A 23,501-nucleotide genomic window follows, 5' to 3' on the forward strand; every position below is an offset into this window, starting at 1 on the left:
GTATGCGCTGAATGGCGGGGCAAAGCCTTTACTTGATGCGGCAATACGAGCCACACAGACATTCGGTGCTGGACAACAGACCAGGGAACCTACACCCGGCACACTCAAAGCCGACCTTATATCAGTACTATACTCTATAAATAGATCAATCCAAAAATCACATCCAGCACGCAATAACAAAAATTCTTATGCCGAAAGAAATGCCAGTGCACTCGCTTCGGCAGAGGAGCATGTTCGCCAATTCTTGGAATTGCGCACCAGAAAAATAGAGTCAAAAATATCACCGCAAGTAGCCTCAAGCACACCAAAAACAACACAAATAAGCTCGACAAAATAAGTATCAACAAACAAAGCCCGCCAAAACCACTGATCGATAGCCAAAATACAATCAACGCAAGCACAAAAAATAAATTATAAGAAAATAATAAAAATCCCCGCTGCTGCACAGCAAAGCCATGTCCACCTCGATGCACTCCGTCGCCATCAGCATATCCATAGTCTTGCGAACCGTCACACCCAGGGCTATCGCATCTAAATGTCGCTGAATCCAATCTTTGACGACACTCTTGGCGGCCACTTTCGGCTTTTATATTGCCGAACACTGCGGAATGGCTTCCAAGTTCGTGTCAGAAGACTGTTTTTGGCAAGGTCGTCTTCAAACGACTGAAGAGATGCGTGCAACGTCGCTCATCTCCAGTCAAGTTCGGTCAATTTAGATGCGATAGCCCTGCCGTCACACCCCGCTCATACTGGACACAGAAACTCTTAGGCGCATGAATAGCGGCCTCTGTCGATTTCAACGCCCCTGCGCATGACAGCGAAGCATCACCGCGTCGCGGCAAACGGATTGAAGACCTCCACCCCCAGCGCCTGAAAGTCCGCCACATTCCGTGTGGCCACCTTCAGCCCATGCACCTGCGCCGTCGCAGCGATCATGGCGTCTTCGTACAGCGTGTCGGACTTCCTGTGCATCAGCCGTGCCCAGGCCCGAAAGGTCGCCGCATCCATCGGCAAGACGTTGTACGCCCCGGCCACCAGTTCGAGCCACGCTTCGATCTCCCGGGCCTTGCCGGCATCCTGCTCCCGCGTCAGTTCGATGCCCGCCTGGATCTCGCCCAGCGTGACCGCCGACAAGTGCAATTGGGTGTCCTCCAGCGATTGCAGCCATGCCACCACGCCACCGTGCGGACGCAGCTTGCGCAACTCGGAGACCACGTTGGTGTCGAGCAGGTACAGCCCCATCACCGCAAGGGCTCCACCGAACGGCGCTTGGCCTGCCCGCGAGCCGGCAAGGTCAAGTCGGCACGGGCCTGATCCGACAGCAGGAGCTGCTTCAAGGACGGACGCGCGGCCGACTGCAAGCGCCGCCACTCCTGCACAGGCACCAACACCGCAGCCTCGGTGCCCCGGCGGGTCACCATCTGCGGCCCCTCCAGCAGACACGCATCCAGGAACTCGCTGAACCGCGCTTTCGCATCTTGAACGGGCCATGCATGCATAGAAGCCTCCACCCACCAAATTAGTCAGTCAACTAGTCTGTTGGGTTTTTCTGCCTCTGTCAAACGGTGGTCTGACCGGTTGCGCGGCATCCCGGAAACCGCGCCCCACACCCGGCAACGGCACAATCTCCACCATGACCCAGCCCGCCCCGCCCGCCGCCGCCGCCCTGCCCCTGTGCCCCGCCGCCGACCTCGCCGACGGCGGCACGGCCCACGTCTTCGACCTGCTCGAATACGGCCAGCCCGCCCGCGGCTTCGTGCTGCGCCACGGCGGCCAGGTGGTCGGCTACCTGAACCAGTGCGCCCACGTCCCGGCCGAGATGGACTGGAAGGAGGGGCAGTTCCTGGACGACACCGGCGAGTGGATCATCTGTTCGATCCACGGCGCGGTCTACGAGCCGGCCACCGGGTACTGCGTGGGCGGCCCGTGCCGCGGACGGCGGCTCAAGCCCCTGCAGGTGGTCGAGCGCGACGGACAGGTGTCTTGGTATCCTTCCGACACCTTGACGCCGGCTTTCGGCGACTGAAGCTTCCATGACCCAGCCAGACGACACGCCCTCCACTGCGCCCACACCCGCACCGGCTCCCGAAACCGTTCACGCACCCGCCGCCACGGCCGTGCCAGCGGTGGCCTCTCGCGGGCCCTTCGACCACGTGATGGAGCAGTTCGCCCAAGACTACCTGCGCGACCGGCGCAGCACCCGCCGCTGGAGCCTGTTCTTCCGGATCGGCTGGCTGGGTCTGGGCCTGTTCGCCGCCTGGACGATCTACAGCGAGAACCGCCACAACAACGTCCCCACCGGCCCGCACACCGCCCTGGTCGAGTTGCGCGGCGAGATTTCCTCCGGCGGCGAAGCCAGCGCCGAGGTGCTGCTGTCCGGTTTGAAGAGCGCCTTCGAGGACGTGGGCGCACAGGCCGTGGTCCTGCGCATCAACTCGCCGGGCGGCAGCCCGGTGCAGGCCGGCATCGTCTACGACGAGCTGCGTCGCCTCAAGGAAAAACACCACAAGAAGCTCTACGCGGTGGTCGAGGAAAGCGCAGCCTCGGGCGCCTATTACATCGCCGTCGCGGCCGACGAGATCTACGTGGACAAGGCGTCCGTCGTCGGTTCGATCGGCGTGCTGATGGACGGCTTCGGCTTCGAGGAAGTGATGAAGAAGGTGGGTGTCGAGCGCCGGCTGCTCACCGCGGGCAGCAACAAGGGCATGCTCGACCCCTTCTCCCCGCTCAGCGAGAAGCAGCGCGGCTACGCTCAGGCCATGCTCGACCAGATCCACCGCCAGTTCATCGACACGGTCAAGGAAGGCCGCGGCGACCGGCTCAAGGAAACGCCGGACACCTTCTCCGGCCTGTTCTGGAGCGGTGAAGAAGCCGTGAAGCTCGGCTTGGCCGATGGCCTCGGCAGCCTCGATTACGTGGCCCGCGAAGTGATCAAGGCCGAAGAGATCATCGACTACACCACCAAGGAAAACGTCGCCGAGCGGCTGGCCAAGCGCTTTGGCGCTGCGCTGGGCGAGGGCGCGGTGCGCGCAGTGCGCAGCCTGCCGGCGATGCACTGAGCACCCGTCCTGATGCCATCCTGATGTCCAGCCTGCTACGTTGCAGGCATGGACACCTCCACACCCCTGCGGCCACCGTGCCGCCCTCGCCCCGCGTTGCGGATCACGGCCACCGCGGCGACTTGCCTGGCGCTGGCCTATGGCGTCGCCCGGACGCTCGACAGCGTGGTCGATCTGGCCAACCTTGCGATGGTCTTCGTGCTGGCGAGCACGCTGGTGGCGTTCTGGCTGCCGGTGTGGGCCTCGGCACTGTTCACGGTGGCGGGCGTGGGGCTGTTCAACTGGGCCTTCGTGCCACCACGCGGCAGCTTCAGCGTCGAGGGGCACCAGAACCTGCTGCTGCTCGGCACGCTGCTCGGTGTGTCGCTGTCGATCGGACTGCTGATGGGCCGGCTGCGACAGCAGGCTGCGCTGGCCCGGCGCCGCACCGAAGAGGCGCACCAGCTGCAGCACCTCGGTGACGCGCTGCGCGCCGCGGACGATCCGCAGACCATGGGCGCAGCGCTGCACGCCACGCTCCAGGCCATGACGGGCGATGGCGCTGCGCTGATGGTGCTGCAGGGCGAGCGGCCCGCGATGGACCTGCCGGACGCAGCGTGGTGGTGGGGTACCCCCGACGCCGACGAGACGCCCGGCCTCTGGCTGTGCCTGCGCGAGGGCCGCACGTTCGGCGCCGGCACCGGGCTGCACGGCGAACTGCCTGCCTGGTACCTGCCGGTGCGGGGCCCCCAGTTGGACACGGCGACCACCGCCATCTGGGGCGCTGCGGTGCTGCGCCTCGATCCGCACGGCGACACGTCCGAAGGCGATGGCCACACCCACGTCCAGGCCCTGTGCGATCTGCTCGGCGGCGCACTGCACCGCCGCCACCTCACCCGCCGCACCGAACAGGCCCAGCGCGAAGCCCAGGCCCAGTCCCTGCGCAGCGCCCTGCTCGCGGCGATCTCGCACGATTTCCGCACGCCGCTGGCGTCGATCCTCGGCGCGGCGTCCGCGCTGGAGCACCAGGCCGACCGCCTGCCCGAGGCACGCCGCCAGGCGCTGCTGACCCAGATCCAGGACGAGACCCGGGCACTGACCGCCATGGCCGACAACACGCTGCAACTGGTGCGGCTGGAGGCCGGCGAGGTCGAGCTGCGCCGCGACTGGGAGTCGCTGGAAGAGCTGATCGGCGCGGTGCTCGCCCGCGTGCGGCGGCGCGACCCGCAGCGGCGTGTACGCGCCCGGCTGGCGCCGGACCTGCCGCTGGTGCGGGTCGATGCGCTGCTGGTGACGCAGTTGCTGGAGAACCTGGTCGACAACGCGCTGAAGTACACCGAGGGCCCGGTCGAGCTGCTGGCACGCCGGGTCGAGCACGAGTTGCTGCTGGCGGTGCGCGACCGCGGCGCCGGCATCGCGCCCTCGGAGCGTGAACGCATCTTCCAGATGTTCCAGCGCGGCGCCGACACCGGCTCGCGCCGCGGCACCGGGCTGGGGCTGGCCGTCTGCCGCGCCATCGCCGAAGCCCACGGCGGCGTGCTGCGGGTGCGCGCCCGCGGGCACGGCGGCAGCAGCTTCGAGCTGCGCCTGCCCCTGCCGGACGCCCCGACCCTGGCCGAACCCGCCCCGGAGAACAGCCCCTCATGATCCAGATCCTGCTGGTCGAAGACGACCGTGAACTGCGCCAGATGCTGGCCTCGGCGCTGGAGGTCGAGGGCCACCAGGTGCGCACCGCCGCGTCGGTGGCCGAGGCGCGGGCGCTGCTGCGGCACGCACCGGTGGATCTGGTGCTGCTCGACCTCGGCCTGCCCGACGGTGACGGCGACACGCTGCTGGTCGAGTTGCGCCAGCGCCGCAGCACGCCGGTGCTGGTGATCTCGGCCCACCAGTCCGATGTCCGCAAGATCGGCCTGCTCGACGCCGGTGCGGACGACTACCTGACCAAACCCTTCAGCATCGGCGAGCTGCTGGCGCGGATGCGCGTGGCGCTGCGCCACCGCGGCACCACGCTCAGCCCAGCCATCACGCACTACCGCGGCGGCGGGCTGGACGTCGATCTCGCCACCCACCGCGTCCACCTGCGCGGCGAGCCGCTGCACCTGACCCCGACCGAGTACAAGCTGCTCGCCCGGCTGGTGCGCAACACCGGCCAGGTCGTCACGCACCGCGCGCTGCTGGCCGATGTCTGGGGGCCGGAGTTCACCGAGCACACGCACTACCTGCGCCTCTACATGGCGCAGCTGCGCGCCAAGATCGAGCCCGAGCCGGCCGAACCGCGCCTGCTGCTGACCGAGCCGGGCGTGGGCTACCGGCTGGCGGACGGCTGAGCGGCCTCGGTCCATATGCGTTCCTGATGCCCGGCGCGGCATAACGGACACGTCGTCCCCCGGACGCTCTCCTGTCCCCAGATGTCCGCCATCGCCTCGGCCCCAGACCATTCCTCCCCTGCACCAGCCACTCGCCACCCGGCCTGGGCGGCGCTCACGCTGGGCGCCATCGGTGTCGTCTACGGCGACATCGGTACCAGCCCGCTCTACACCGTCAAGGAGGTGTTCGGCCCGTCCACCGGCATCCCGCTCGACACGCCGCACCTGATCGGCGCGGTGTCGGCGATCTTCTGGGCGCTGATGCTGGTGGTGACGCTGAAGTACGTGGTGCTGATCCTGCGCGCCGACAACCGCGGCGAGGGCGGCATCATGGCGCTGACGGCCCTGGCCGCACAGGCCACCGATGCCGGCCGGCACCCTGGCTGGCGGCGCGTGATCCTGCTCACCGGCGTGTTCGGCGCGGCGCTGTTCTACGGCGACGCCGTCATCACGCCGGCCATCTCGGTGCTGTCCGCCGTCGAGGGCCTCGAAATCGCGACACCCGCGCTCAAGGCCTATGTCATCCCGATCACCATCGGCGTGCTGATCGGCCTGTTCCTGCTGCAGCGCCATGGGACCGGCACCGTCGGCCGACTGTTCGGCCCGGTGATCGTGGTGTGGTTTGCGCTGCTGGGCGGCATCGGGCTGGTGCACATCGCCCGCGAGCCGGCGATCCTGGCCGCGCTGAACCCGATGGAAGCGCTGTCCTTCCTGCACGGGCGCGGCTGGCACGTCTTCGCCGCCGTCGGCGCCATCGTGCTGGCGGTCACTGGCGCCGAGGCGCTCTACGCCGACATGGGCCACTTCGGCCGCTTCCCGATCCGGCTTGCCTGGAGCGTGCTGGTGATGCCAGCGCTGGCGCTGAACTACCTGGGCCAGGGCGCGCTGCTGATGCGCGATCCGACCGCGGTCGAGAACCCCTTCTACCGCCTGTTCCCCGACGACTGGATCCTGCCCGCCGTGGTGCTGTCGACCGCTGCGACGGTGATCGCCTCGCAGGCGGTGATCTCGGGCGCCTACTCGCTGACACGCCAGGCGATCCAGCTCGGTTTCCTGCCGCGGATGCAGGTGTGCCACACCAGCGCGCATGAGATCGGCCAGATCTACGTGCCGCTGGTGAACTGGTCGCTGCTGGCGGCCGTCATCGCGGCGGTGCTGGCCTTCGGGAATTCGTCGGCGCTGGCCTCGGCCTACGGCATCGCGGTGACGATGACCATGCTGATCACGACGCTGCTGACCTGGTTCGTCGTCCGCCATGCCTGGAAGCTGCCGCTGGTCGTCGTGCTGCCGGTGACGCTGGCGCTGGTGGCGCTGGACGTGCTGCTCGTCGTGTCGTGTTCGCTGAAGTTCCTGCAGGGCGGCTGGTTCCCGCTGGCGATGGGGCTGACGCTGTTCCTGCTGATGGCGACCTGGGCCCGCGGCCGCACCCTGCTGCTGAACGCGATCCGCGACAACGATCCGCCGCTGCAGGACTTCGTGACCGCACTGGCTGCGGAAACCCTGCAGCGCACGCCCCGCACCGCCGTCTACGCGGTGGCCAACCCCGACACCGTGCCGCAGGCGCTGCTGCACAACCTCAAGCACAACCAGGTGCTGCACGCCCGCAACCTGATCCTGACCGTGCGCTTCCACGAGCAGCCGAGCGTCCCGGAGGCCGAGCAGCTCGAACTGCAGGCGCTCGCCTCCGGCTTCTGGCGCGTCACGCTGCACTACGGCTTCATGGACAGCCCGAACATCCCGGAAGCGCTCGGCCGCTGCCGCTCACCGGACCTGCAGATCGAGCCGGCCAGCACCAGCTACTTCCTGAGCCGCGAGATCGTCGTGCCAACGCCGGGCGCGGGCATGGCGCGGTGGCGCGAGGTGCTGTTCGCCACGATGGCGCGCAACGCCGGGAGCGTCGCCGACTACTTCCGTCTGCCCCACAACGCGGTGATCGAACTCGGCACGCGGGTGCAGATCTGACCCGCTCAGCCCACCAGCAGCCCCCGCTGCTCGATGAACGTGACCACCTCGGCCAGCCCGTCCCGGGTCTTGAGGTTGGTCATGACAAAAGCCCGGTTCGGCCGCATGCGCACCGTGTCGGCGCGCATGACCTCCAGATCCGCCCCGACATGGGGCGCCAGGTCGGTCTTGTTGATCACGAACAGGTCGCTCTTGGTGATGCCGGGGCCGCCCTTGCGCGGGATCTTCTCGCCCGCCGCCACGTCGATGACGTAGATCGTCAGGTCGCTCAGCTCCGGACTGAAGGTCGCCGCCAGGTTGTCGCCGCCCGACTCGATGAAGACGATGTCGGCGTCGGGGAACTTCTCCAGCATCCGGTCCACGGCTTCGAGGTTGATCGAGGCGTCCTCGCGGATCGCCGTGTGCGGGCAGCCGCCGGTTTCCACGCCCATGATGCGTTCCGGCGCCAGCGCACCAGCCACGGTCAGCAGCCGCTGGTCTTCCTTGGTGTATATGTCGTTGGTGACCACCACGAGATCCCAGCGGTCGCGCATCGTCTTGCACAGCATCTCGACCAGCGTCGTCTTGCCAGAGCCGACCGGCCCGCCCACGCCGACACGCAGGGGGGGCAGTTTCTTGGTGCGTCCGGGGATCGAATGGAGTGGGCTCATGGGACAGGTCTCGGTGTGGTGTTCGGGAATGCACAGGGTAGCAAGACCCGAACCAAATTTTTCTGCAGAAAACACTTGCTCGACTGATGGGGTCTATGCATAATTGCGGGCTGTTGGCGCTTTAGCTCAGTCGGTTAGAGCGATGGAATCATAATCCACAGGTCCGCGGTTCGAATCCGTGAAGCGCCACCAAAATTCTGAAAAGCCCGTGCAATCGCTGCACGGGCTTTTTTCATGGCGCCAGCGGAACCCCGAACTCCGCCGCCACGCCACAGCTTTTCCCGCGATGCGCCGGAAACCCGCTCCCTAGACTGGCGGTCCACCTCGCCGCCGCCCGCGGCACGACCGCCACGTCATGGACGCCCTCCGCCTTGCCTCTGCTGCGGCCACTGCCAGCCACCGTGCAGCGCCGGCCTCCGGTGTCGATGCACACGGGGGGGGCCAGCGTGCGGCGGTGCAGCTTGGCGAAACCCCAGCCCCGGTACCAGCACAGACCCGACTGCAGGAACACGCCGAAGCCGGGTGGTGCTACCGGACGGCGCTCGCCGCGCAACCGCAGGCGGCAGATGCGGCGCTGGCCACCGCGCTCGGCAGTGCAGCCGATCTGGACTGGGACGCCCTCCCCGCCCACATCAACCGGCTGCTTGCCTGCATGGCACAGCCTGCCTCGGCAGCCCATCAACCACTGGCAGTCCCGCTCGATCCGAGCCAGCTGATCCCCCTGCTGGACCACCCGCTGCTGCAGCGCTGGCTGGCCGCGCTCGCCTGCCAGCAGCGCCACAGCACCGGCGTTGCACGCGAGAAACCCAAAGCATCCACCCGTGACCACCGCCGCCAGGGCCGCTGGCGGCTCGGCATCCTCACCGGCGGGCGCGACCGGTCCGGATCCGCGCTGGAGCCGTCGGTTGCCGCGCTGTTCGACGCCTTCGACCCGCAGCAGGTCGAGCTGTACATCTACTCGGACGCCTGCTCGAACCACCCACGCGCCATCAACGCCACGCACTGGCACGACAGCCGCCACGCCAGCAGCCACCTGCCCCGCCACGCCGTGCCGACGTCGGCCTGCCCGACACCGCCCCGGTGCTGGCCAGCTTCAACCCGCCCGAGCGGATCACGCTGGCGCAGTTCCAGGCGTGGTGCCAGATCCTGTTCGCCGTGCCGGGCTCGGTGCTGTGGCTGCTGGCACCGCCGTGCACCTGCTGCGCGACGCCCATGCCATGGCGCAACTCAAGGCACAGCTCGCCGCGGCGCGGACGGACACCAACCACGGCGCCCGCGATCTGGAACACCTGCTGACCCGCATGGTCGCGCGCAATGACGCCGGACTGCCCCCCATTCCGCTGGCCGCCGAGCCGGCTCCCCGGAGAGACTGAATGCCACGCTACACCGTCGCCGCCGTCCTGATCGTGCGCGACGAGGCCCCGCGCCTGCGCCGTGCCCTCGACAGCCTGCGCCCCTGGACCGACCGCCTGGTGGTGCTCGACACAGGCTCGCAGGACGACACCGTCGCCATCGCCCGCGCCGCCGGCGCCGAGGTCTCGCACCTGCGCTGGTGCGACGACTTCAGCCTCGCCCGCAACGCTGCGCTGGAGCGGGCCGGCGCCGACTGGCACATCGTGGTCGACGGCGATGAATGGCTGGCCCGCGGCGGCGAGACCCTGGCCACGCTGCGCACGCTGCGGCCCGACTTCGTCGGCGCCGTGCGGGTGGACAGCGACCACGGGCCGCACGACAGTGCCAGCGTCGCCTCCAGCTGGATCAGCCGCCTCCTGCCAGGCCCTGTGCGCTACGCCGGCCGGATCCACGAACAGCCTCAGCACGCGCTGCCCGTGCGCCGGCTGCCGCTGTGTGTCGGGCACGACGGCTATGGCGAGGCTGCGCTGGGCCGCAAGGCCGGCCGCAATGCCACGCTGCTGCAGCGGTCGCTCGACGAACAGCCCGCCGATGCCTACCTTTGGTACCAGCTCGGCAAGGACCACGACGTCTATGGCCGCCACACCGAGGCACTGCGCTGCTTCGACCAGGCCGAGGCACTGCTCGGCACCCCCGCAGCCGGCTCAGCGCCCGCCTGGCTCCACGACCTCAGCGTGCGCAGCCTGCATGCGCTCAAGTGCTGCGGTCGCCATGCCGACGGCGTGCAGCGCGCCTCGGACAGCATGGAGCGCTGGGACCGTTCGCCCGACTTCTTCTTCGCGCTCGGTGACCTGATGCTCGACTGGGCCGCCAGCGAGCCGGTGCGTGCGAACGAGCTGCTGCCGATGATCGAAGGCGCCTGGCAACGCTGCCTGGAGATCGGCGAGCGGCCGGATCTGGAAGGGGCGGTCCATGGCCGCGGCAGCCACCTGGCCCAGCACAACCTCGGCGTGCTGCGCCAGTTCGATCCAGTGTCGAAGTAGCCCGATTTGACCGCCCTGATCGGCCCGATCCTCCGGGCCGGTCTGCCTAGACTGGCTGCGACCCTTTGCACGCTTTGCATTTGCACGGAGCACCAGCTCATGAACCTGCCGGATATCCATCTGTGCGTTGTCCAGCCCCAAGGCCAGCCTCACGCCCTGAGCCTGATCGATCCTGCGCGCTACTTCCGCTACCAGTTCCGGCGCCTGGGTGCACGGGTGAGCCTGTCCAAGAACCGGTTGCGCCATGACGCGGTCAACTTCGTCTTCGGCGCCCACCTCGGCTTCGACGCCAACCAGTGCCTGCAGCACACCTGCGTGTTCGTGAATCTGGAGTCACTCGGGCACGAAGGCTCGCAGGTCTCCACCGCCTACCTGCAGCTGCTGCGCCGCTCGGCCGTCGTGGACCACGACCCCGCCAATCTGGAGGTCTACACTGACCACCCGGACGATGTGCCGCTGGTGCCCTTTGTCCACGCGCCCTACCTGAGCACGGACGCGCAAGCCCCGGCCGCGCCACTGGAGGAGCGCCCGATCGACCTGCTCGTCATCGGTGCGCAGAACGAGCGCATCCGCCGCCTCATCAAGCGCATCGAGGACACGGGCCTGACCGTGAGCCAGTTCGACCGCCCGGTCTACGCCGGCGAGCGCGATGCCTACATCCGCCAGGCCAAGGCTGTGCTCCACCTGCGCCCGCACGACACCAGCCGTTTCGAGCCGATCACGCTCGCGCACTGCCTGAGTCTGGGCACGCCCGTCATCGCCGAGCAGACACCGCACGCCGCCACCGCCTCCTTCTATGAGGAAGCGGCCACCTGGATCGACGACGACAACCTCGACACCTTCTTCCGGCAGGACTTCGGCGCCCCCGCCTGGTACGCACTGGCCCGCACGCAGCTCGCCGGCTTCGAGGAGCTGGATCCGGCCGAAGCCTTCGCCGACATGCTGGCCTTCGTCAGCGGCTACGGCCAGACCAATGTGCGCACCCGCGACCCGGAACCCTGGCGTCCGCTGCGCCTGAACCTTGGCGGCGGCAGCGACTACCGCGTCGGCTGGCTCAATCTCGACAGCCGCCCTGAAGCAGAGCCGGATCTCCTGCTTGATCTCGGCCAACCCCAGCCACTGCCCTTGCTGGCCAACGGCGCACTGTGCGGCCCTGTGCGACTCGAACCAGGCCAGTTCGCCGAGATCTGCGCCGGCAATGTGCTGGTGCGCACGCCGAATCTGGCCACGCTGATGACGCAGGCGCTGACCTTGCTGCGCGACGGTGGCCGCTTCGTCATCGAGGTGCCCTGCGAGCACTCGCCGACCGCCTGGCGCGACCCGACCCACCTGCGCGCCCTCAACGAAAACTCCTGGACCTGCTACACCGAGACCTTCTGGCAGCTCGGCTGGTTCACGCACCGCTTCCAGATCGAGGCCTCCGGCTACCGCGACCTGAACCGCAAGAACTGCCGCCGCGAGAAAGCCGCCTCCATGCAGGTCGTGCTGCAGAAGGTGGCGACGACACCCGCCGAGCGCACGCAGGCCCGCACCATGAGCCTCGACTGCCTTGTGCCGGACGATGCCGTGCCGGTGCAGGACCAGTTGCTGCCTGCCGCCAGCTCACGGCCGCTGCAGGCACTGCTGCAGAACGAGGCCCCTTCGCGCGAATCCCTGCTCGCCAGCGTCCACGGCGACGAGTGACGCGAGGTGCCGGACATCGGCTGCGGCCGAACCGGCACAAGGGCTCAGCGGCCTGAGCGGTACGGTTCCTCGAAATCCAGGAAATCCTGCTCGGCCAGCGCCTCGGCCACCCAGGCCGCCACGCCGGGCGCAGCCCAGACCTGCGCCATCCACTCGGCCACCCGTGGCGGCACCGGCAGCGCGTAGGTGCGCAGCCGCGCCACCACCGGCGCGAAGTAGGCGTCCGCGATGGTGAACGTGCCGAACAGGAACGGCCCGCCGTTGTCCACCAGCGCCTCGCTCCACATCGCCACCAGCCGGTCCAGATCGGCCTGCACCGCAGCTTGTTCCGCCAGCACCAGCGCGCCGATCTCGGGCAGCGACGCCTCGATGTTCATCGGGCAGGCGCTGCGCAGTCCCGTGAACCCCGAGTGCATCTCGGCGCACAAGGACCGGGCGCGCGCACGGCGCCGGGCATCCCGCGGCCACAGCGCACGCTCCGGGTGGCGCTCGGCCAGGTACTCGGCCATCGCCAGCGTGTCCCAGACCACCAGCCCGTCGTCATCCACCAGCAGCGGCACCTTGCCCGTCGGCGACAGGCTGGCCAGCGTGGTCTTGAAGACCGATCCGGCATCGAAGCTGTCGAAGCGCACCATCACCTCGTCGAAGGGAATGCCGAACTGCCGCAGCAGCACCCACGGCCGCATGGACCAGGACGAGTAGTTCTTGTTGCCGATGTAGAGCTGCATGGGGGTCATTCCTTTCGATGCTGTCGATGGGATGGCCACGATGCTACGCGGCCATGCCGACGTTTCGGGTGACGATCCTGCATGGCATGCATGCGCCAGCGACATGCATGGCGCCGACCTCAATCGACGTGTGCATCGACTTCCGGATCGGCCACATCGCCGATGGCCAGCCGGGTCAGTGCCGCCTGCGCCAGCACCCATTCGGTGAAGGCCCGGACTTCGGGACGTGGGGCGGCAGCCACGCCGCTGCGCAGCGGTGGCACCAGCGGCACCAGCCAGTAGCACGGCTCCGCCCAGCGCCGCCCAGCCGTCCCGAAGGGCTCGATCAGATCACCACGCGCCAGCGCGTCGTGCACCATCGCCAGCCGCGCCAGCGCCACGCCCTGGCCGGCCAGCGCAGCCTGCACCTGCTGGTGGGTGTAGTTGACGCTGATCCAGCGCCGAGGCGTGAGTTGCGCCAGCCCGCAGCCGGCCAGCCAGCTCGGCCAGGACAGCAAGGTGGACGGCGAATGGCCGTCGTCCATCTCCAGCAGCGTGTGCTCGGTCAGGTCGGCCGGGCACGACAGCCGCGGCGCGTGGCCACGCGCGACTGCATCCGCCAGCCCGGCACTGACCACCGGCGTCAGCACCTCCCCGAACAGCCGCACCGCGCCGGCCGGCACCCGGTCCGCACGGCAGTGGCGCAACGCCACGTCCAGCTCGACATCCTCGACCTCGACCAGACGGTCGGACGCCGCGATGCGCAGATCGGCATCCGGGTGCGCGCGCTCGAAATCAGGCAGGCGCGGCATCAGCCACAGCGAGGCGAAGGACGGAAACGTCGCCACGCTGACCAGCGCCCGGCTGCGCGTCATGCGGATCTGGCGCACGCAGGCGTCGAGCCGCGCCAGTGCGGGCTGCACGGTGCGCAGCAGCGTCTGTCCGGCCAGCGTCAGCTCGACCTTGCGTGTGGCGCGGTGGAAAAGCTGTGCGCCCAGCGCGTCCTCCAGGCCTTTGATCTGGCGGCTGATGGCGGGCTGGGTCAGGTGCAGTTCCTCGGCCGCGGCGCTGAAACTCAGGCGCCGCGCCGCGGCCTCGAAGCTGCGCAGACTGTCCAGCGCAAGGGGTCGGTGCGGGATGCGATTCATGCGGCGATGGTATCCATCAGATGTCCATGACCGCGCAAATCCGGCCTGCCCGGCCCCCTCGTCCGGGCGGCGAAGGACCCGACACCTCGGGATTGCCCGACTGGTGCCGATATCCCAGCATTCGCAGCATAAAAGTTACGTTCATTTACGATTCAGGTTCCAATACACCGGAGCCTGACCGTTCCCTTCCCGGTACACCCCGATGCAAGTCTCGATCGTCGTCCTGAATTACAACTACGCCCGGTTCGTCGGCGCGGCGATCGACTCCGCCCTGCGCCAGACGCTGCCCGGCTGCGAAGTGATCGTGGTGGACAACGGCTCGACCGACGACTCGCTGTCGGTCATCGCCCGCTACGGCGACCGCGTGCGGCTGGTGCGGCAGGCGGTCAACATCGGCCAGGGCCAGGGCTACAACCTCGGCATCGAGGCCGCCCGGGGCGAGTGGATCGTCTGGCTGGACGCCGATGACGTGCTGGACAACGACGCGATGGCCACCTGCCTGTCGCTGGCGGATGCCGGCACCGCCAAGGTCCATTACCCGATGCGCCTGATCGACGCCGAAGGCGCGTTGCTCGGGGGCGTGATTCCCTTCCTGCGCCATGACGGCGACGTGGTACCCGTCATCCGCGCGCTAGGCCACTACGCCGGCCCGCCCGGCAGCGGCAACCTCTACCGGCGCTCGGCCGTGGCGCCCTACTTCCCGGTCAAGCCCGAGGACTGGCCGATCTGCACCGACACCGTGCCCTTCGTCACCGCGCCCTTCCACGGCCGCGTGGTCGGCGCCGACCGGCCACTCGGCGGCTACCGCCTGCACCGCAAGCCCGACACGCAAGCCGCCCCCGGCTACCGCGGCAACTACAGCGGCAGCATCGGCCTCGAAGTCAGCCTGGTCGAGCGCAGCCGCGATCGCACCATGGCCCTGCTGCGCGAACGCTCGGGCATCGTGGTGGACGGCCCTTTCCTGATGCTGCCGACCCATGTGCGCCACCGCATCACGTCATGGCGCTGGGCGCAGGCATCGCATCCCTTCCCGCAGGACACCGCAGGCAGCCTCTGGCGGCTGATGCGCGATTCACTGAAAGCCTGCCCGGGCTACAACGAGACACAGCGCGCCGCCATGCTGGCCTGGGCGACGGGTGCGCTCTTCCTGCCGGAGTCGATGGCCGGTGCCGTGATGTCCACCAGCCGCGCCAACCCGGTCTGGGAAACCGTGACCCGGTGGACCAAGCGCCTGGGTACCTGAGCCCCCACGCTCAACCTTCCCCCCGAACCGCCGATCTTCCCGACATGACACGACCTTCTTCCGCCCTCGCATGCCGCTTCTGCAAGGCGCCGCTGCGCACCAGCTTCGTCGATCTGGGCATGAGCCCGCTGTGCCAGACGCACATCGCGCCGGACCAGCTCGCCGACATGGAGCCGTTCTTCCCGCTGCACGCCTACGTCTGCGATGACTGCCACCTGGTGCAGCTGCAGGAGTTCGTGGCGCCGGATTCGATCTTCAGCGAGTACGCCTACTTCTCGTCCTACTCGTCGAGCTGGGTGGAACATGCACGCCGTTACGCCGTGATGGCGGCGGATCGCTTCCAGCTGGGCCCGCACAGCCGCGTGATGGAGATCGCCAGCAACGACGGCTACCTGCTCCAGCACTTCGTCGCCGCCGGCATCCCGGTGCTGGGGATCGAGCCGGCCGCCAATGTCGCCAAGGTGGCGGTCGAACGCGGGGTGCCGACGACGGTGCGTTTCATGGGCCGCGAATCCGCCGCCGACATCGCCCGAGAACACGGCCACGCCGACCTGCTGCTGGGCAACAACGTGCTCGCGCATGTGCCCGACCTGAACGACTTCGTTGGCGGCATGAAGTCCCTGCTCGCGCCGGGCGGCACCCTCACGATGGAGTTCCCGCACCTGCTGCGCCTGATCGAGGGCGTGCAGTTCGACACCATCTACCACGAGCACTTCAGCTACCTGTCGCTGGTCACGGTCGAGCGTGTCTTCGCGCACCACGGCCTGACGCTGTTCGACGTGGAGGAGCTGCCCACGCACGGCGGCTCGCTGCGCATCTACGCCCGCCACACTGAAGACACCGCACGCCCCGTCGGCGAGCGCGTCCACGCGCTGCGCGAACGCGAGATCGCCGACGGCTACCTCGGCACCGAGCGCTACCAGGGCTTCGGCGACCGCGTGCGCGAGACCAAGCGCAAGCTGCTGGCCTTCCTGATCGACGCCAAGTCGCGCGGCAAGACCGTCGTCGGCTACGGCGCGCCGGGCAAGGGCAACACGCTGCTGAACTACTGCGGCATCCGCACCGACTTCCTCGACTTCACGGTGGACGCCAACCCCTACAAGCAGGGCAAGTTCACCCCCGGCACCCGCATTCCGATCCTCGCGCCGTCTGCCATCCGCGAAGCGAAGCCCGACTACGTGCTGATCCTGCCGTGGAACCTGAAGGACGAGATCGCCCGCGACGCCGCCTACATCCGCGAATGGGGCGGGCAGTTCGTCGTGCCGATCCCGGAAGTCACCGTGTTCTGACCCTGCCCTGCTGACCTGTTCACCGAGCTGCACCCCATGAAAATTCTCGTCACCGGCACCGAGGGCTACATCGGCGCCCGCCTCGCCCCCTGGCTCGAAGCCGCGGGCCACGAAGTCACCGGCCTGGACATCGGCTACTACGGCGATGGCCGGCTCTACCACGACCCGCTCGCCACCCGCATCGGCGCCCGCACGCTGTGCAAGGACTTGCGCCACGTCGAGCCGGCCGATTTCGCGGGCTTCGACGCCGTGATCCACCTCGCCGAGCTGTCCAACGACCCGCTGGGCCAGAACCGCCCCGAGATCACGCTCAAGATCAACCACGAAGGCTCGCTGCGCATCGCCAAGGCCGCCCGCGAGGCGGGGGTGAAGCGATTCGTCTACGCCTCGTCGTGCAGCGTCTACGGCGTCGGCACGGGCGAGTTCCTGGACGAACGCTCGCCGGTCAATCCGCAGACGACCTACGCGGTGTGCAAGACGCTGGTCGAGCGCGACGTGACGCCGATGGCCAGCGACGAGTTCAGCGTCGTCTTCCTGCGCAACGCCACCGCCTACGGGCCGTCGCCACGGATGCGATTCGACATCGTGCTCAACGACCTCTGCGCGCTGGCCCGCACGACCGGGCGCATCGCCATGGTCAGCGACGGCAGCCCGTGGCGGCCGATCGTCCACGTCGAGGACATCTGCGAGGCGATGCGCTGCGCGGTGGAAGCGCCTGCGGACGCGGTCAACGGCGAGGTCTTCAACGTCGGCCGCACGGACGAGAACTTCCGCGTGCGCGAGATCGCCCAGCTCGTCGCCGCCGCATTCCCCGGCTGCGAAGTCACCGCCGGCCCGCCGAGCGCGGACAACCGCAGCTACCGCGTCTCGTTCGAGAAGATCGAGAAGCGCTTGCCCGGCTTTGTCGCCCGCTGGACCGCCCAGCGCGGTGCCGAAGAGCTGGCCAGCCTGTTCCAGCGCATCGATTTCACCGAGGCCGACCACCGCTGGCGCGCCTACACCCGCCTGAAGCAGCTGCAATACCTGCAGCGCACCGGGCAGGTGGACGACGACCTGTTCTGGAGCGCCCGTTGACGATGGTCTTCGAGCCGACGGCCATCGACGGCGTGCGGCACATCCGCCTCGCGCCGATGGCCGACGAGCGCGGCTCCTTTGCGCGGACGTGGTGCCGAGAGACGTTCGCCGCACACGGTGGACCGGGCCTGGATGCGGCGATGGTGCAGACCAGCACCTCGTTCAACGTCCGCGCCGGCACGCTGCGCGGGATGCATTTCGCGTGGCCGCCCGCCACGGAATGCAAGCTGGTGCGCTGCACCCGCGGCCGGGTGTTCGACCAGTTGCTCGACCTGCGGCCCGAGTCGCCGACCTACCGGGCCACCGTGTCGGTGGAGCTGGATGCGACGCTCGGCAATGCGCTGTGGATTCCACGCGGCGTGGCGCATGGGTTCCAGACGCTGGTGGACGACAGCGAGGTGTTCTACATGATGACCGAGGTGTACCGGGGCGATCTCGGCGCGGGCGTGCGGGCCGATGATCCGGCGTTCGGACTGGCGTGGCCGCTGCCGGTGACGGCGATGTCCGAGCGCGACCGCGACGGCCCGTTCTTCGACGAAGCGGCCCACCGCCAGCGTTACGGCGCCGGGACCGCAGCCGGGACGCAGGATGCTGCTTGACGCCCTGCTCCCCGACGACGCGGCCGGCAGTGCAGCGGCCGACGCCTGGGCGCTGATCGAGGCGCTCTACCCGCTGTGCCGCAGCCTGACCGGCGACGGCGTGCGCCAGACGCTCGACCGGATCGGCGAGCGTATCCCGCTCATCCGCACCGAAGTCCCGAGCGGCACGCCCGCCTGCGACTGGGAGATCCCGCGCGAGTGGAACATCCGGGACGCATGGATTGCCGACGCTGCAGGACACCGCGTGGTCGATTTCCGCGCCCACAACCTGCACGTCATGGGCTACTCGGTGCCGGTGCGCCGCACGATGACGCTGGAAGAACTCCAGCCGCACCTGCACTCGCTGCCCGACCGGCCGGACTGGATTCCGTACCGCACCAGCTACTACCGCGAGCAGTGGGGCTTCTGCCTGCGCCACCGCGACCGCGAGCAGCTCGGCCCCGGCCCCTACGAGGTGGTGATCGACGCTGATCTGGCGCCGGGGCACCTGAGCTACGCCGAGTCGGTGATTCCGGGCCAGGGTGCATCCGACGACGAGGTACTGGTCTACACGCACACCTGCCATCCCTCGCTGGCGAACGACAACCTGAGCGGCATCGCCGTCGCGGTCGAGCTGGCGCGGGCGCTGCATCAAGCGCCGACGAAACCGCGGCTGACGTGGCGCTTCATCTTCGGCCCCGGCACGATCGGCTCGCTGGCCTGGCTGTCGCGCAACGAGGAGCATCTCGGTCGCGTGCGCGCCGGGCTGGTGCTCGGGCTGCTGGGCGATCCGGGCGTGCTGCACTACAAGCACAGCCGCCGCGGCGACACGCTGACCGACCGCGCCGCGGCCCACGTCCTGCGCGGCACGGACGCCGTGCTGCTCGACTTCGAACCCTACGGCTACGACGAGCGCCAGTTCTGCTCACCCGGTTTCGACTTGGCCGTGGGCCGCCTCACCCGCTCGCCCAACAGCACCTACGCCGAGTACCACACCAGCGCCGACGACCTGACCCTGATCCGCCCCGCGCAGCTCGCCTCGGCCTTGCAGACACTCGCCCGGCTCGCCTCGGTGCTCGACGCCAACCGAACGCCGCTCAACCTCAGCCCCAAAGGCGAGCCGCGACTCGGCAAGCGCGGCCTCTACGGCAGCGTCGGTGGCGGAGCCCCCGGCGCGTTCGAACACGCGCTGCTGTGGGTGCTCAACCAGGCCGACGGCACCCGCGACCTGCTCGCCATCGCCGAGCGCGCCCGGCTGCCGTTCGCGCAGGTGGAACAAGCCGCCAGTGCGCTCGAACGTGCCGGGCTGCTGCGCACGTTGGAGCGTACCGAAGCCGCATCCGATTCCGAATCCCGAAAGAAAGGCCCTCCCCCATGAAAGTCGTCCTCTTCTGCGGCGGACTCGGCACGCGCCTGCGCGAGCACTCCGACACCATCCCCAAGCCGCTGGTCAACATCGGCGTGCGGCCCATCCTGTGGCACCTGATGCGCTACTACGCGCACTTCGGCCACAAGGAGTTCATCCTGTGCCTGGGCTACCGGGGTGACCTGATCCGCGAGTACTTCCTGAACTACAACGAGTGCCTGTCCAACGACTTCGTGCTCAGCGAAGGCGGGCGCAAGGTGGACCTGGTGCGCAGCGACCTGCAGGACTGGAAGATCACCTTCGTGGACACCGGCCTGCATGCCAACATCGGCCAGCGCCTGCTGCGGGCCCGCAAGTACCTCGGCGATGACGAGATGTTCCTGGCCAATTACGCCGACGGCCTGAGCGACCTGCCGCTGGACCAGCACCTCGCCGAGTTCCAGGCCAGCGGCGTGACGGCGAGCTTCGCCACCGTGCCCTCGCCGCAGAGTTTTCACGCGCTGCACGGCGACGACAACGGCATCGTCACCAGCTTCGGCCCGCTCAACGAACGCCCGTACTGGATCAACGCCGGCTTCTTCTGCCTGCGCCGCGAGATCTTCGACGTGCTAGAGGAAGGCGACGAGCTGGTGGAAGCGCCCTTCCAGCGGCTCATTGCCCAGCGCCAGCTCGGTGCTTTCCGCCACCGCGGCTTCTGGCAGCCGATGGACACCTTCAAGGACAAGATCACCTACGACCGGATGGAGGGCAAGGGCAACTGTCCGTGGATGGTCTGGAAGCCCGAGCGCCTCGAACCCAGGACGGTGTCCACGTGCTATCCCTGAATCCCGCGGCCGGACGGCACCGGCTGGACCTGCTCTGCCTGGGCGCGCACAGCGACGACATCGAGATCGGCTGCAGCGGCGCCGTGCTGCGCTGGCTGGCCGAGGTGCCGGAAGTGCATGTCACCTGGGTCGTGCTGAGCGCGCCCGGCGAGCGCGCGCTGGAGGCGCGGCGCAGCGCCAAGGCACTGCTGAAGGGTGCGGCGTCCGCCGAGGTGGTGATCGGCGATTTCAGCGATGCGCACTTCCCGTCGGAGACGGCGCGGATGAAGGCCTTCTTCGCCGATCTGGGGCGGCGCACCACGCCCGACCTCGTGCTCACCCACCGCCTGGAAGACCGCCACCAGGACCACCGCACCGTGGCCGAACTCACTTGGCAGGCCTGGCGCGACCACCTCGTGCTGGAGTACGAGATCCCGAAATACGAGGGCGACCTCGGCCAGCCCAATGTCTACGTGCCGCTGCCCGCAGACATCGCCCGCCGCAAAGTGCGCCACCTGATGAAGCACTTCGGGTCGCAGCGCTCGAAGGGCTGGTTCACCGAGGCGACCTTCCAGGGGCTGATGGCGCTGCGCGGCATCGAGTGCCGCGCGCCCAGCGGTCAGGCCGAAGCGCTGCACGCGCGCAAGGTGGTGCTGTGAACCCAAGGCTTGCGCTGGTCACGGGCGGCTCGCGCGGCCTCGGGCGGGCGCTGGTCACGCAGTTGCAGGCCGGCGGCTGGCGCGTGATCGAGCTGTCGCGCTCGGCCCCGACGGCGGATTCGGTGCGTGTCGATCTGGCGCAGCCGGCGGCGGTTGCACAGGCGCTGGGTGAGGTGCTGGCCGGGATCGATCCGCTGTCGGTCGCCGAGCTGCTGGTGATCCACAACGCCGGCACGGTGCAGCCGGTCGGCCCCGCAGCGAACAAGCCGGTCGGCGCGCTGATCGACGCGCTGAACGTCAACCTCGTCTCGGGCATCACCTTCCTCGCGACGGCGATGGCGCATTTCCAGTCCTGCCCCGGCCGCAAGGTGGTGGCGCAGATCACCTCGGGGGCCGCCGTGCGCGCCCACGCCGGACTGTCGCTCTACAGCGCGGCCAAGGCGGGCATGGACCAGTTTTTGCGCGTCGTGGCCGCCGAGCAGGCGCGGCAACCCCACCCTTTCCGCGCCCTGAGCATCGATCCCGGCGCGCTCGATACCGGCATGCAGGCCACGCTGCGCAGCGCCTCGCCCGACGACTACCCCGGCGCGGCGGCCTTCGCCCAGCGCCAGCGCGACGGGGCGCTCGGCCAAGTCGCGGACGTGGCGGCGGCGGTGCTGCGCCTGCTCGCCGATGACACGCTGGCGAACGGCGAGCGGCACCACGTCCGCACCCTCCTCGCCTGAGCAGCCGAGGGAAACTCCCCGCTCCACGGGCCAGCAAAGTGGCCAAGATGCCGCCCACATGGCCCCCACTCCGCCCCGGCGCATCGACGCCCACCAGCATTTCTGGCACCCCGCGCGCGGTGACTACCACTGGCTGCGCCCGGACGTGGCGGCGCTGGCCCCGATCTGCCGCGACTTCGACCCTGCCGACCTGCAGCCACTGCTGAGCGCACACGGCGTGGTGCAGACCGTGCTGGTGCAGGCAGCGGACAGCGAGGCCGAGACCGACTTCCTGCTGTCGCTGGCCGAGACGCATCCCTTCATCGGCGGCGTGGTCGGCTGGGTGGACCTGGGCCGGATCGAATCGGTGGCGACGCTGGAACGCTGGGCGCGACATCCCAAGCTGAAAGGCGTGCGGCCCATGCTCCAGGATCTGCCGGATGCCGACTGGATCGCCCGGGCGCCGCATCCCGAGGTCATGCGCACGCTCGTTCGCCTCGGGCTGCGCTTCGATGCGCTGGTGCAGCCGTGGCATCTGCAGCCGCTGCTGCGCTTCCTGCACGACTGGCCGGAACTGCCCGTGGTGATCGACCACGCCGCCAAGCCACAGCTTGCGCAAGGCTGGTCCGGCGACTGGGCCGCGGCGTGGCGCAGCGGGCTGGCGGCACTCGCGGCACTGCCCGGGGTGCAATGCAAGCTCTCCGGCCTACTGACAGAGGCCGCCGGCCCTGCCCGCACCGGTGGTCCGCCCGGCGTCGCAGCGCTGCAGCCGGTGTGGGACACGCTGCTGGCGCTGTTCGGCCCGCAGCGGCTGCTGTGGGGCAGCGACTGGCCGGTGCTGAACCTCGCGGCCGACTACGCCCGCTGGATCGACGTGAGCGAAACCCTGGTGCAGCCCTTGACCGAGGCCGAACGCGACGCCATCCGCTGCACCAATGCCGCCCGCTTCTACGGCCTCCTCCTTGCCGACACACCAACCCCATGAACCTGCACCTGAACGACCGCGCCTACCTCGTCACCGGCGGCGGATCGGGCATTGGCGCGGCCATCTCGCTGAGCCTGGCGCGCGAAGGCGCGATCCCGGTGATCCTCGGGCGTGATCCGCTGCCGGAAGACTTCGCGCATACGCTGCGCACGCTGCAGCCCGCGGCGCAGTTCCACCAGCTCGACCTGACGGACGAGGCCGCCTGCCGCACAGCGGTGGCTCGGGCCACCGAGTCACTCGGAGGTCTGCACGGGCTGGTGAACAACGCGGGCGTCAACGACCACGTCGGGCTGGAGGCCGGCCGCAGCGCCTTCGTGCAATCCATCGACCGCAACCTGACGCACTGCTACCTGATGGCCCACCTGTGTCTGCCGCACCTGCAGGCCCACGGCCCGGCGGGTCGTGCGGCCATCGTCAACATCGGCTCCAAGACCGCGCTGACCGGCCAGGGCGACACCAGCGGCTACGTCGCCAGCAAGGGCGCGCTGCTCGGGCTGACCCGCGAATGGGCCGCCGCCCTGCGGGACGACGGCATCCGGGTCAACGCGGTCATCCCCGCCGAGGTGATGACGCCGATGTACCGCAACGAGCTGGACCGGCTGCCGGATCCCGCCGCGGCGCTGGCCGCCATCGAGCGGCGCATTCCGCTAGGCCGGCGCATGACAACGCCAGAGGAAATCGCCGACATGGTGGTGTTCCTGCTGTCTCCGCGGTCGAGCCACACCACGGGACAGTGGATCGTGGTCGATGGAGGCTACACGCACCTGGACCGGGCCCTTGGGCAGGCAGTGGGCAAGGAATTGGTAGGCCGTGTAGGACTTGAACCTACGACCAAAGGATTATGAGTCCT

At 68.8% G+C, this 23,501-nt stretch carries 25 protein-coding genes, 1 tRNA gene and 1 pseudogene; 21 read left to right on the forward strand and 6 right to left on the reverse strand.

Annotated features, from left to right (window positions below; all coding sequences use genetic code 11):
- On the forward strand, nucleotides 1-337 hold a 337-nt coding region (locus RMP06_RS21265; protein WP_310463795.1), incomplete at its 5' end, for a hypothetical protein.
- A gap of 488 nt (nucleotides 338-825) precedes the next feature.
- Here RMP06_RS21265 and RMP06_RS21270 read toward each other — a convergent pair.
- Both RMP06_RS21270 and RMP06_RS21275 read right to left on the reverse strand, forming a co-directional pair.
- Nucleotides 826-1,236, reverse strand: a complete 411-nt coding sequence (locus RMP06_RS21270; RefSeq protein ID WP_310463818.1) for a type II toxin-antitoxin system VapC family toxin — start codon at nucleotides 1,234-1,236, stop codon at nucleotides 826-828.
- A gap of 5 nt (nucleotides 1,237-1,241) precedes the next feature.
- Entirely contained in the window at nucleotides 1,242-1,499 is a 258-nt protein-coding gene (locus RMP06_RS21275) for a type II toxin-antitoxin system Phd/YefM family antitoxin (RefSeq protein WP_310463796.1), read from the reverse strand.
- A gap of 134 nt (nucleotides 1,500-1,633) precedes the next feature.
- Between RMP06_RS21275 and RMP06_RS21280 the strand changes: the two genes are divergently transcribed.
- From RMP06_RS21280 to RMP06_RS21300, 5 genes are all read left to right on the forward strand, one after another.
- Nucleotides 1,634-2,026 carry a Rieske (2Fe-2S) protein gene (locus tag RMP06_RS21280; RefSeq protein WP_310463797.1) on the forward strand — a complete coding sequence of 131 codons (393 nt, stop codon included), beginning with the start codon at nucleotides 1,634-1,636 and terminating at the stop codon, nucleotides 2,024-2,026.
- A 7-nt stretch (nucleotides 2,027-2,033) separates the two neighbouring features.
- Nucleotides 2,034-3,059: a S49 family peptidase gene (locus RMP06_RS21285; protein ID WP_310463798.1), complete on the forward strand. Its 1,026-nt coding sequence runs from the start codon at nucleotides 2,034-2,036 to the stop codon at nucleotides 3,057-3,059.
- A gap of 48 nt (nucleotides 3,060-3,107) precedes the next feature.
- The gene (locus tag RMP06_RS21290) at nucleotides 3,108-4,685 is read left to right on the forward strand and encodes an ATP-binding protein (RefSeq protein WP_310463799.1); all 1,578 of its coding nucleotides are present in this window, start codon (nucleotides 3,108-3,110) and stop codon (nucleotides 4,683-4,685) included.
- Nucleotides 4,682-5,365, forward strand: coding sequence for a response regulator (locus RMP06_RS21295; RefSeq protein WP_310463800.1), 684 nt, complete (start codon nucleotides 4,682-4,684; stop codon nucleotides 5,363-5,365). Before RMP06_RS21290 ends, RMP06_RS21295 begins: the two co-directional genes overlap by 4 nt.
- A gap of 81 nt (nucleotides 5,366-5,446) precedes the next feature.
- Nucleotides 5,447-7,366, forward strand: coding sequence for a potassium transporter Kup (locus RMP06_RS21300; protein WP_310463801.1), 1,920 nt, complete (start codon nucleotides 5,447-5,449; stop codon nucleotides 7,364-7,366).
- A 5-nt stretch (nucleotides 7,367-7,371) separates the two neighbouring features.
- On the opposite strand, the gene ureG is transcribed toward RMP06_RS21300, so the two are convergent.
- Nucleotides 7,372-8,016: an urease accessory protein UreG gene (gene ureG / locus RMP06_RS21305; protein WP_310463802.1), complete on the reverse strand. Its 645-nt coding sequence runs from the start codon at nucleotides 8,014-8,016 to the stop codon at nucleotides 7,372-7,374.
- A 115-nt stretch (nucleotides 8,017-8,131) separates the two neighbouring features.
- Here ureG and RMP06_RS21310 point away from each other — a divergent pair.
- A tRNA-Met gene (locus RMP06_RS21310) sits at nucleotides 8,132-8,208 on the forward strand.
- Nucleotides 8,209-8,248: 40 nt separating this feature from the next.
- Here RMP06_RS21310 and RMP06_RS21315 read toward each other — a convergent pair.
- On the reverse strand, nucleotides 8,249-9,037 hold the full coding sequence (locus RMP06_RS21315) for a hypothetical protein (protein WP_310463803.1): 789 nt from the start codon (nucleotides 9,035-9,037) through the stop codon (nucleotides 8,249-8,251).
- 59 nt (nucleotides 9,038-9,096) lie between these two features.
- On the opposite strand from RMP06_RS21315, the pseudogene RMP06_RS21505 reads away from it, so the two are divergent.
- The 4 genes and pseudogenes from RMP06_RS21505 to RMP06_RS21330 form a co-directional block, all read left to right on the forward strand.
- Nucleotides 9,097-9,150, forward strand: a pseudogene (locus tag RMP06_RS21505) (hypothetical protein); the annotation flags it as partial.
- Between the two features lie 2 nt (nucleotides 9,151-9,152).
- The gene (locus tag RMP06_RS21320; protein ID WP_310463804.1) at nucleotides 9,153-9,389 is read left to right on the forward strand and encodes a hypothetical protein; all 237 of its coding nucleotides are present in this window, start codon (nucleotides 9,153-9,155) and stop codon (nucleotides 9,387-9,389) included.
- Entirely contained in the window at nucleotides 9,390-10,412 is a 1,023-nt protein-coding gene (locus tag RMP06_RS21325) for a glycosyltransferase family 2 protein (RefSeq protein ID WP_310463805.1), read from the forward strand.
- Between the two features lie 99 nt (nucleotides 10,413-10,511).
- Nucleotides 10,512-12,095 (forward strand): class I SAM-dependent methyltransferase, encoded by a 1,584-nt coding sequence (locus RMP06_RS21330; RefSeq protein WP_310463806.1) that lies wholly within the window; start codon nucleotides 10,512-10,514, stop codon nucleotides 12,093-12,095.
- A 44-nt stretch (nucleotides 12,096-12,139) separates the two neighbouring features.
- On the opposite strand, the gene RMP06_RS21335 is transcribed toward RMP06_RS21330, so the two are convergent.
- Both RMP06_RS21335 and RMP06_RS21340 read right to left on the reverse strand, forming a co-directional pair.
- Nucleotides 12,140-12,823, reverse strand: a complete 684-nt coding sequence (locus tag RMP06_RS21335; RefSeq protein ID WP_310463807.1) for a glutathione S-transferase family protein — start codon at nucleotides 12,821-12,823, stop codon at nucleotides 12,140-12,142.
- A gap of 119 nt (nucleotides 12,824-12,942) precedes the next feature.
- Nucleotides 12,943-13,950, reverse strand: coding sequence for a LysR family transcriptional regulator (locus RMP06_RS21340; RefSeq protein ID WP_310463808.1), 1,008 nt, complete (start codon nucleotides 13,948-13,950; stop codon nucleotides 12,943-12,945).
- Nucleotides 13,951-14,152: 202 nt separating this feature from the next.
- Between RMP06_RS21340 and RMP06_RS21345 the strand changes: the two genes are divergently transcribed.
- The 10 genes from RMP06_RS21345 to RMP06_RS21390 are packed head-to-tail and all read left to right on the forward strand — an operon-like array spanning nucleotide 14,153 to nucleotide 23,496.
- Nucleotides 14,153-15,193 carry a glycosyltransferase family 2 protein gene (locus RMP06_RS21345; RefSeq protein ID WP_310463809.1) on the forward strand — a complete coding sequence of 347 codons (1,041 nt, stop codon included), beginning with the start codon at nucleotides 14,153-14,155 and terminating at the stop codon, nucleotides 15,191-15,193.
- A 44-nt stretch (nucleotides 15,194-15,237) separates the two neighbouring features.
- Nucleotides 15,238-16,482: a methyltransferase domain-containing protein gene (locus tag RMP06_RS21350; RefSeq protein WP_310463810.1), complete on the forward strand. Its 1,245-nt coding sequence runs from the start codon at nucleotides 15,238-15,240 to the stop codon at nucleotides 16,480-16,482.
- A gap of 36 nt (nucleotides 16,483-16,518) precedes the next feature.
- The gene (locus RMP06_RS21355; protein WP_310463811.1) at nucleotides 16,519-17,556 is read left to right on the forward strand and encodes an NAD-dependent epimerase/dehydratase family protein; all 1,038 of its coding nucleotides are present in this window, start codon (nucleotides 16,519-16,521) and stop codon (nucleotides 17,554-17,556) included.
- 2 nt (nucleotides 17,557-17,558) lie between these two features.
- Nucleotides 17,559-18,155, forward strand: a complete 597-nt coding sequence (locus RMP06_RS21360) for a dTDP-4-dehydrorhamnose 3,5-epimerase family protein (protein WP_310463819.1) — start codon at nucleotides 17,559-17,561, stop codon at nucleotides 18,153-18,155.
- Nucleotides 18,145-19,512 (forward strand): DUF4910 domain-containing protein, encoded by a 1,368-nt coding sequence (locus RMP06_RS21365; protein ID WP_310463812.1) that lies wholly within the window; start codon nucleotides 18,145-18,147, stop codon nucleotides 19,510-19,512. The genes RMP06_RS21360 and RMP06_RS21365 overlap by 11 nt, the downstream gene beginning before the upstream one ends.
- The gene (locus RMP06_RS21370; RefSeq protein ID WP_310463813.1) at nucleotides 19,509-20,324 is read left to right on the forward strand and encodes a sugar phosphate nucleotidyltransferase; all 816 of its coding nucleotides are present in this window, start codon (nucleotides 19,509-19,511) and stop codon (nucleotides 20,322-20,324) included. Before RMP06_RS21365 ends, RMP06_RS21370 begins: the two co-directional genes overlap by 4 nt.
- The gene (locus tag RMP06_RS21375) at nucleotides 20,312-20,962 is read left to right on the forward strand and encodes a PIG-L deacetylase family protein (RefSeq protein ID WP_310463814.1); all 651 of its coding nucleotides are present in this window, start codon (nucleotides 20,312-20,314) and stop codon (nucleotides 20,960-20,962) included. Before RMP06_RS21370 ends, RMP06_RS21375 begins: the two co-directional genes overlap by 13 nt.
- Nucleotides 20,959-21,687 (forward strand): SDR family NAD(P)-dependent oxidoreductase, encoded by a 729-nt coding sequence (locus RMP06_RS21380; RefSeq protein ID WP_310463815.1) that lies wholly within the window; start codon nucleotides 20,959-20,961, stop codon nucleotides 21,685-21,687. The genes RMP06_RS21375 and RMP06_RS21380 overlap by 4 nt, the downstream gene beginning before the upstream one ends.
- 58 nt (nucleotides 21,688-21,745) lie before the next feature.
- The gene (locus tag RMP06_RS21385; RefSeq protein ID WP_310463816.1) at nucleotides 21,746-22,651 is read left to right on the forward strand and encodes an amidohydrolase family protein; all 906 of its coding nucleotides are present in this window, start codon (nucleotides 21,746-21,748) and stop codon (nucleotides 22,649-22,651) included.
- Nucleotides 22,648-23,496, forward strand: coding sequence for an SDR family oxidoreductase (locus RMP06_RS21390; protein WP_310463817.1), 849 nt, complete (start codon nucleotides 22,648-22,650; stop codon nucleotides 23,494-23,496). Before RMP06_RS21385 ends, RMP06_RS21390 begins: the two co-directional genes overlap by 4 nt.
- The last annotated feature ends 5 nt before the right edge of the window (nucleotides 23,497-23,501 follow it).

Origin of the sequence: Sphaerotilus sp. (genome assembly GCF_031429695.1) — a bacterium.
In the GTDB taxonomy this organism is placed as follows: domain Bacteria; phylum Pseudomonadota; class Gammaproteobacteria; order Burkholderiales; family Burkholderiaceae_C; genus Sphaerotilus.

Excerpts from the sequence above, each read along its gene's own strand:
- RMP06_RS21290 (WP_310463799.1), top strand. The coding sequence starts at position 3,108 with ATGGACACCTCCACACCCCTGCGGCCACCGTGCCGCCCTCGCCCCGCG.
- RMP06_RS21280 (WP_310463797.1), top strand. The coding sequence starts at position 1,634 with ATGACCCAGCCCGCCCCGCCCGCCGCCGCCGCCCTGCCCCTGTGCCCC.
- RMP06_RS21330 (WP_310463806.1), top strand. The coding sequence starts at position 10,512 with ATGAACCTGCCGGATATCCATCTGTGCGTTGTCCAGCCCCAAGGCCAG.
- RMP06_RS21295 (WP_310463800.1), top strand. The coding sequence starts at position 4,682 with ATGATCCAGATCCTGCTGGTCGAAGACGACCGTGAACTGCGCCAGATG.
- RMP06_RS21370 (WP_310463813.1), top strand. The coding sequence starts at position 19,509 with ATGAAAGTCGTCCTCTTCTGCGGCGGACTCGGCACGCGCCTGCGCGAG.
- RMP06_RS21360 (WP_310463819.1), top strand. The coding sequence starts at position 17,559 with ATGGTCTTCGAGCCGACGGCCATCGACGGCGTGCGGCACATCCGCCTC.
- RMP06_RS21365 (WP_310463812.1), top strand. The coding sequence starts at position 18,145 with ATGCTGCTTGACGCCCTGCTCCCCGACGACGCGGCCGGCAGTGCAGCG.
- ureG (WP_310463802.1), bottom strand. The coding sequence starts at position 8,016 with ATGAGCCCACTCCATTCGATCCCCGGACGCACCAAGAAACTGCCCCCC.
- RMP06_RS21285 (WP_310463798.1), top strand. The coding sequence starts at position 2,034 with ATGACCCAGCCAGACGACACGCCCTCCACTGCGCCCACACCCGCACCG.
- RMP06_RS21350 (WP_310463810.1), top strand. The coding sequence starts at position 15,238 with ATGACACGACCTTCTTCCGCCCTCGCATGCCGCTTCTGCAAGGCGCCG.
- RMP06_RS21390 (WP_310463817.1), top strand. The coding sequence starts at position 22,648 with ATGAACCTGCACCTGAACGACCGCGCCTACCTCGTCACCGGCGGCGGA.
- RMP06_RS21300 (WP_310463801.1), top strand. The coding sequence starts at position 5,447 with ATGTCCGCCATCGCCTCGGCCCCAGACCATTCCTCCCCTGCACCAGCC.
- RMP06_RS21275 (WP_310463796.1), bottom strand. The coding sequence starts at position 1,499 with ATGCATGCATGGCCCGTTCAAGATGCGAAAGCGCGGTTCAGCGAGTTC.
- RMP06_RS21355 (WP_310463811.1), top strand. The coding sequence starts at position 16,519 with ATGAAAATTCTCGTCACCGGCACCGAGGGCTACATCGGCGCCCGCCTC.
- RMP06_RS21385 (WP_310463816.1), top strand. The coding sequence starts at position 21,746 with ATGGCCCCCACTCCGCCCCGGCGCATCGACGCCCACCAGCATTTCTGG.
- RMP06_RS21335 (WP_310463807.1), bottom strand. The coding sequence starts at position 12,823 with ATGCAGCTCTACATCGGCAACAAGAACTACTCGTCCTGGTCCATGCGG.
- RMP06_RS21345 (WP_310463809.1), top strand. The coding sequence starts at position 14,153 with ATGCAAGTCTCGATCGTCGTCCTGAATTACAACTACGCCCGGTTCGTC.
- RMP06_RS21325 (WP_310463805.1), top strand. The coding sequence starts at position 9,390 with ATGCCACGCTACACCGTCGCCGCCGTCCTGATCGTGCGCGACGAGGCC.
- RMP06_RS21340 (WP_310463808.1), bottom strand. The coding sequence starts at position 13,950 with ATGAATCGCATCCCGCACCGACCCCTTGCGCTGGACAGTCTGCGCAGC.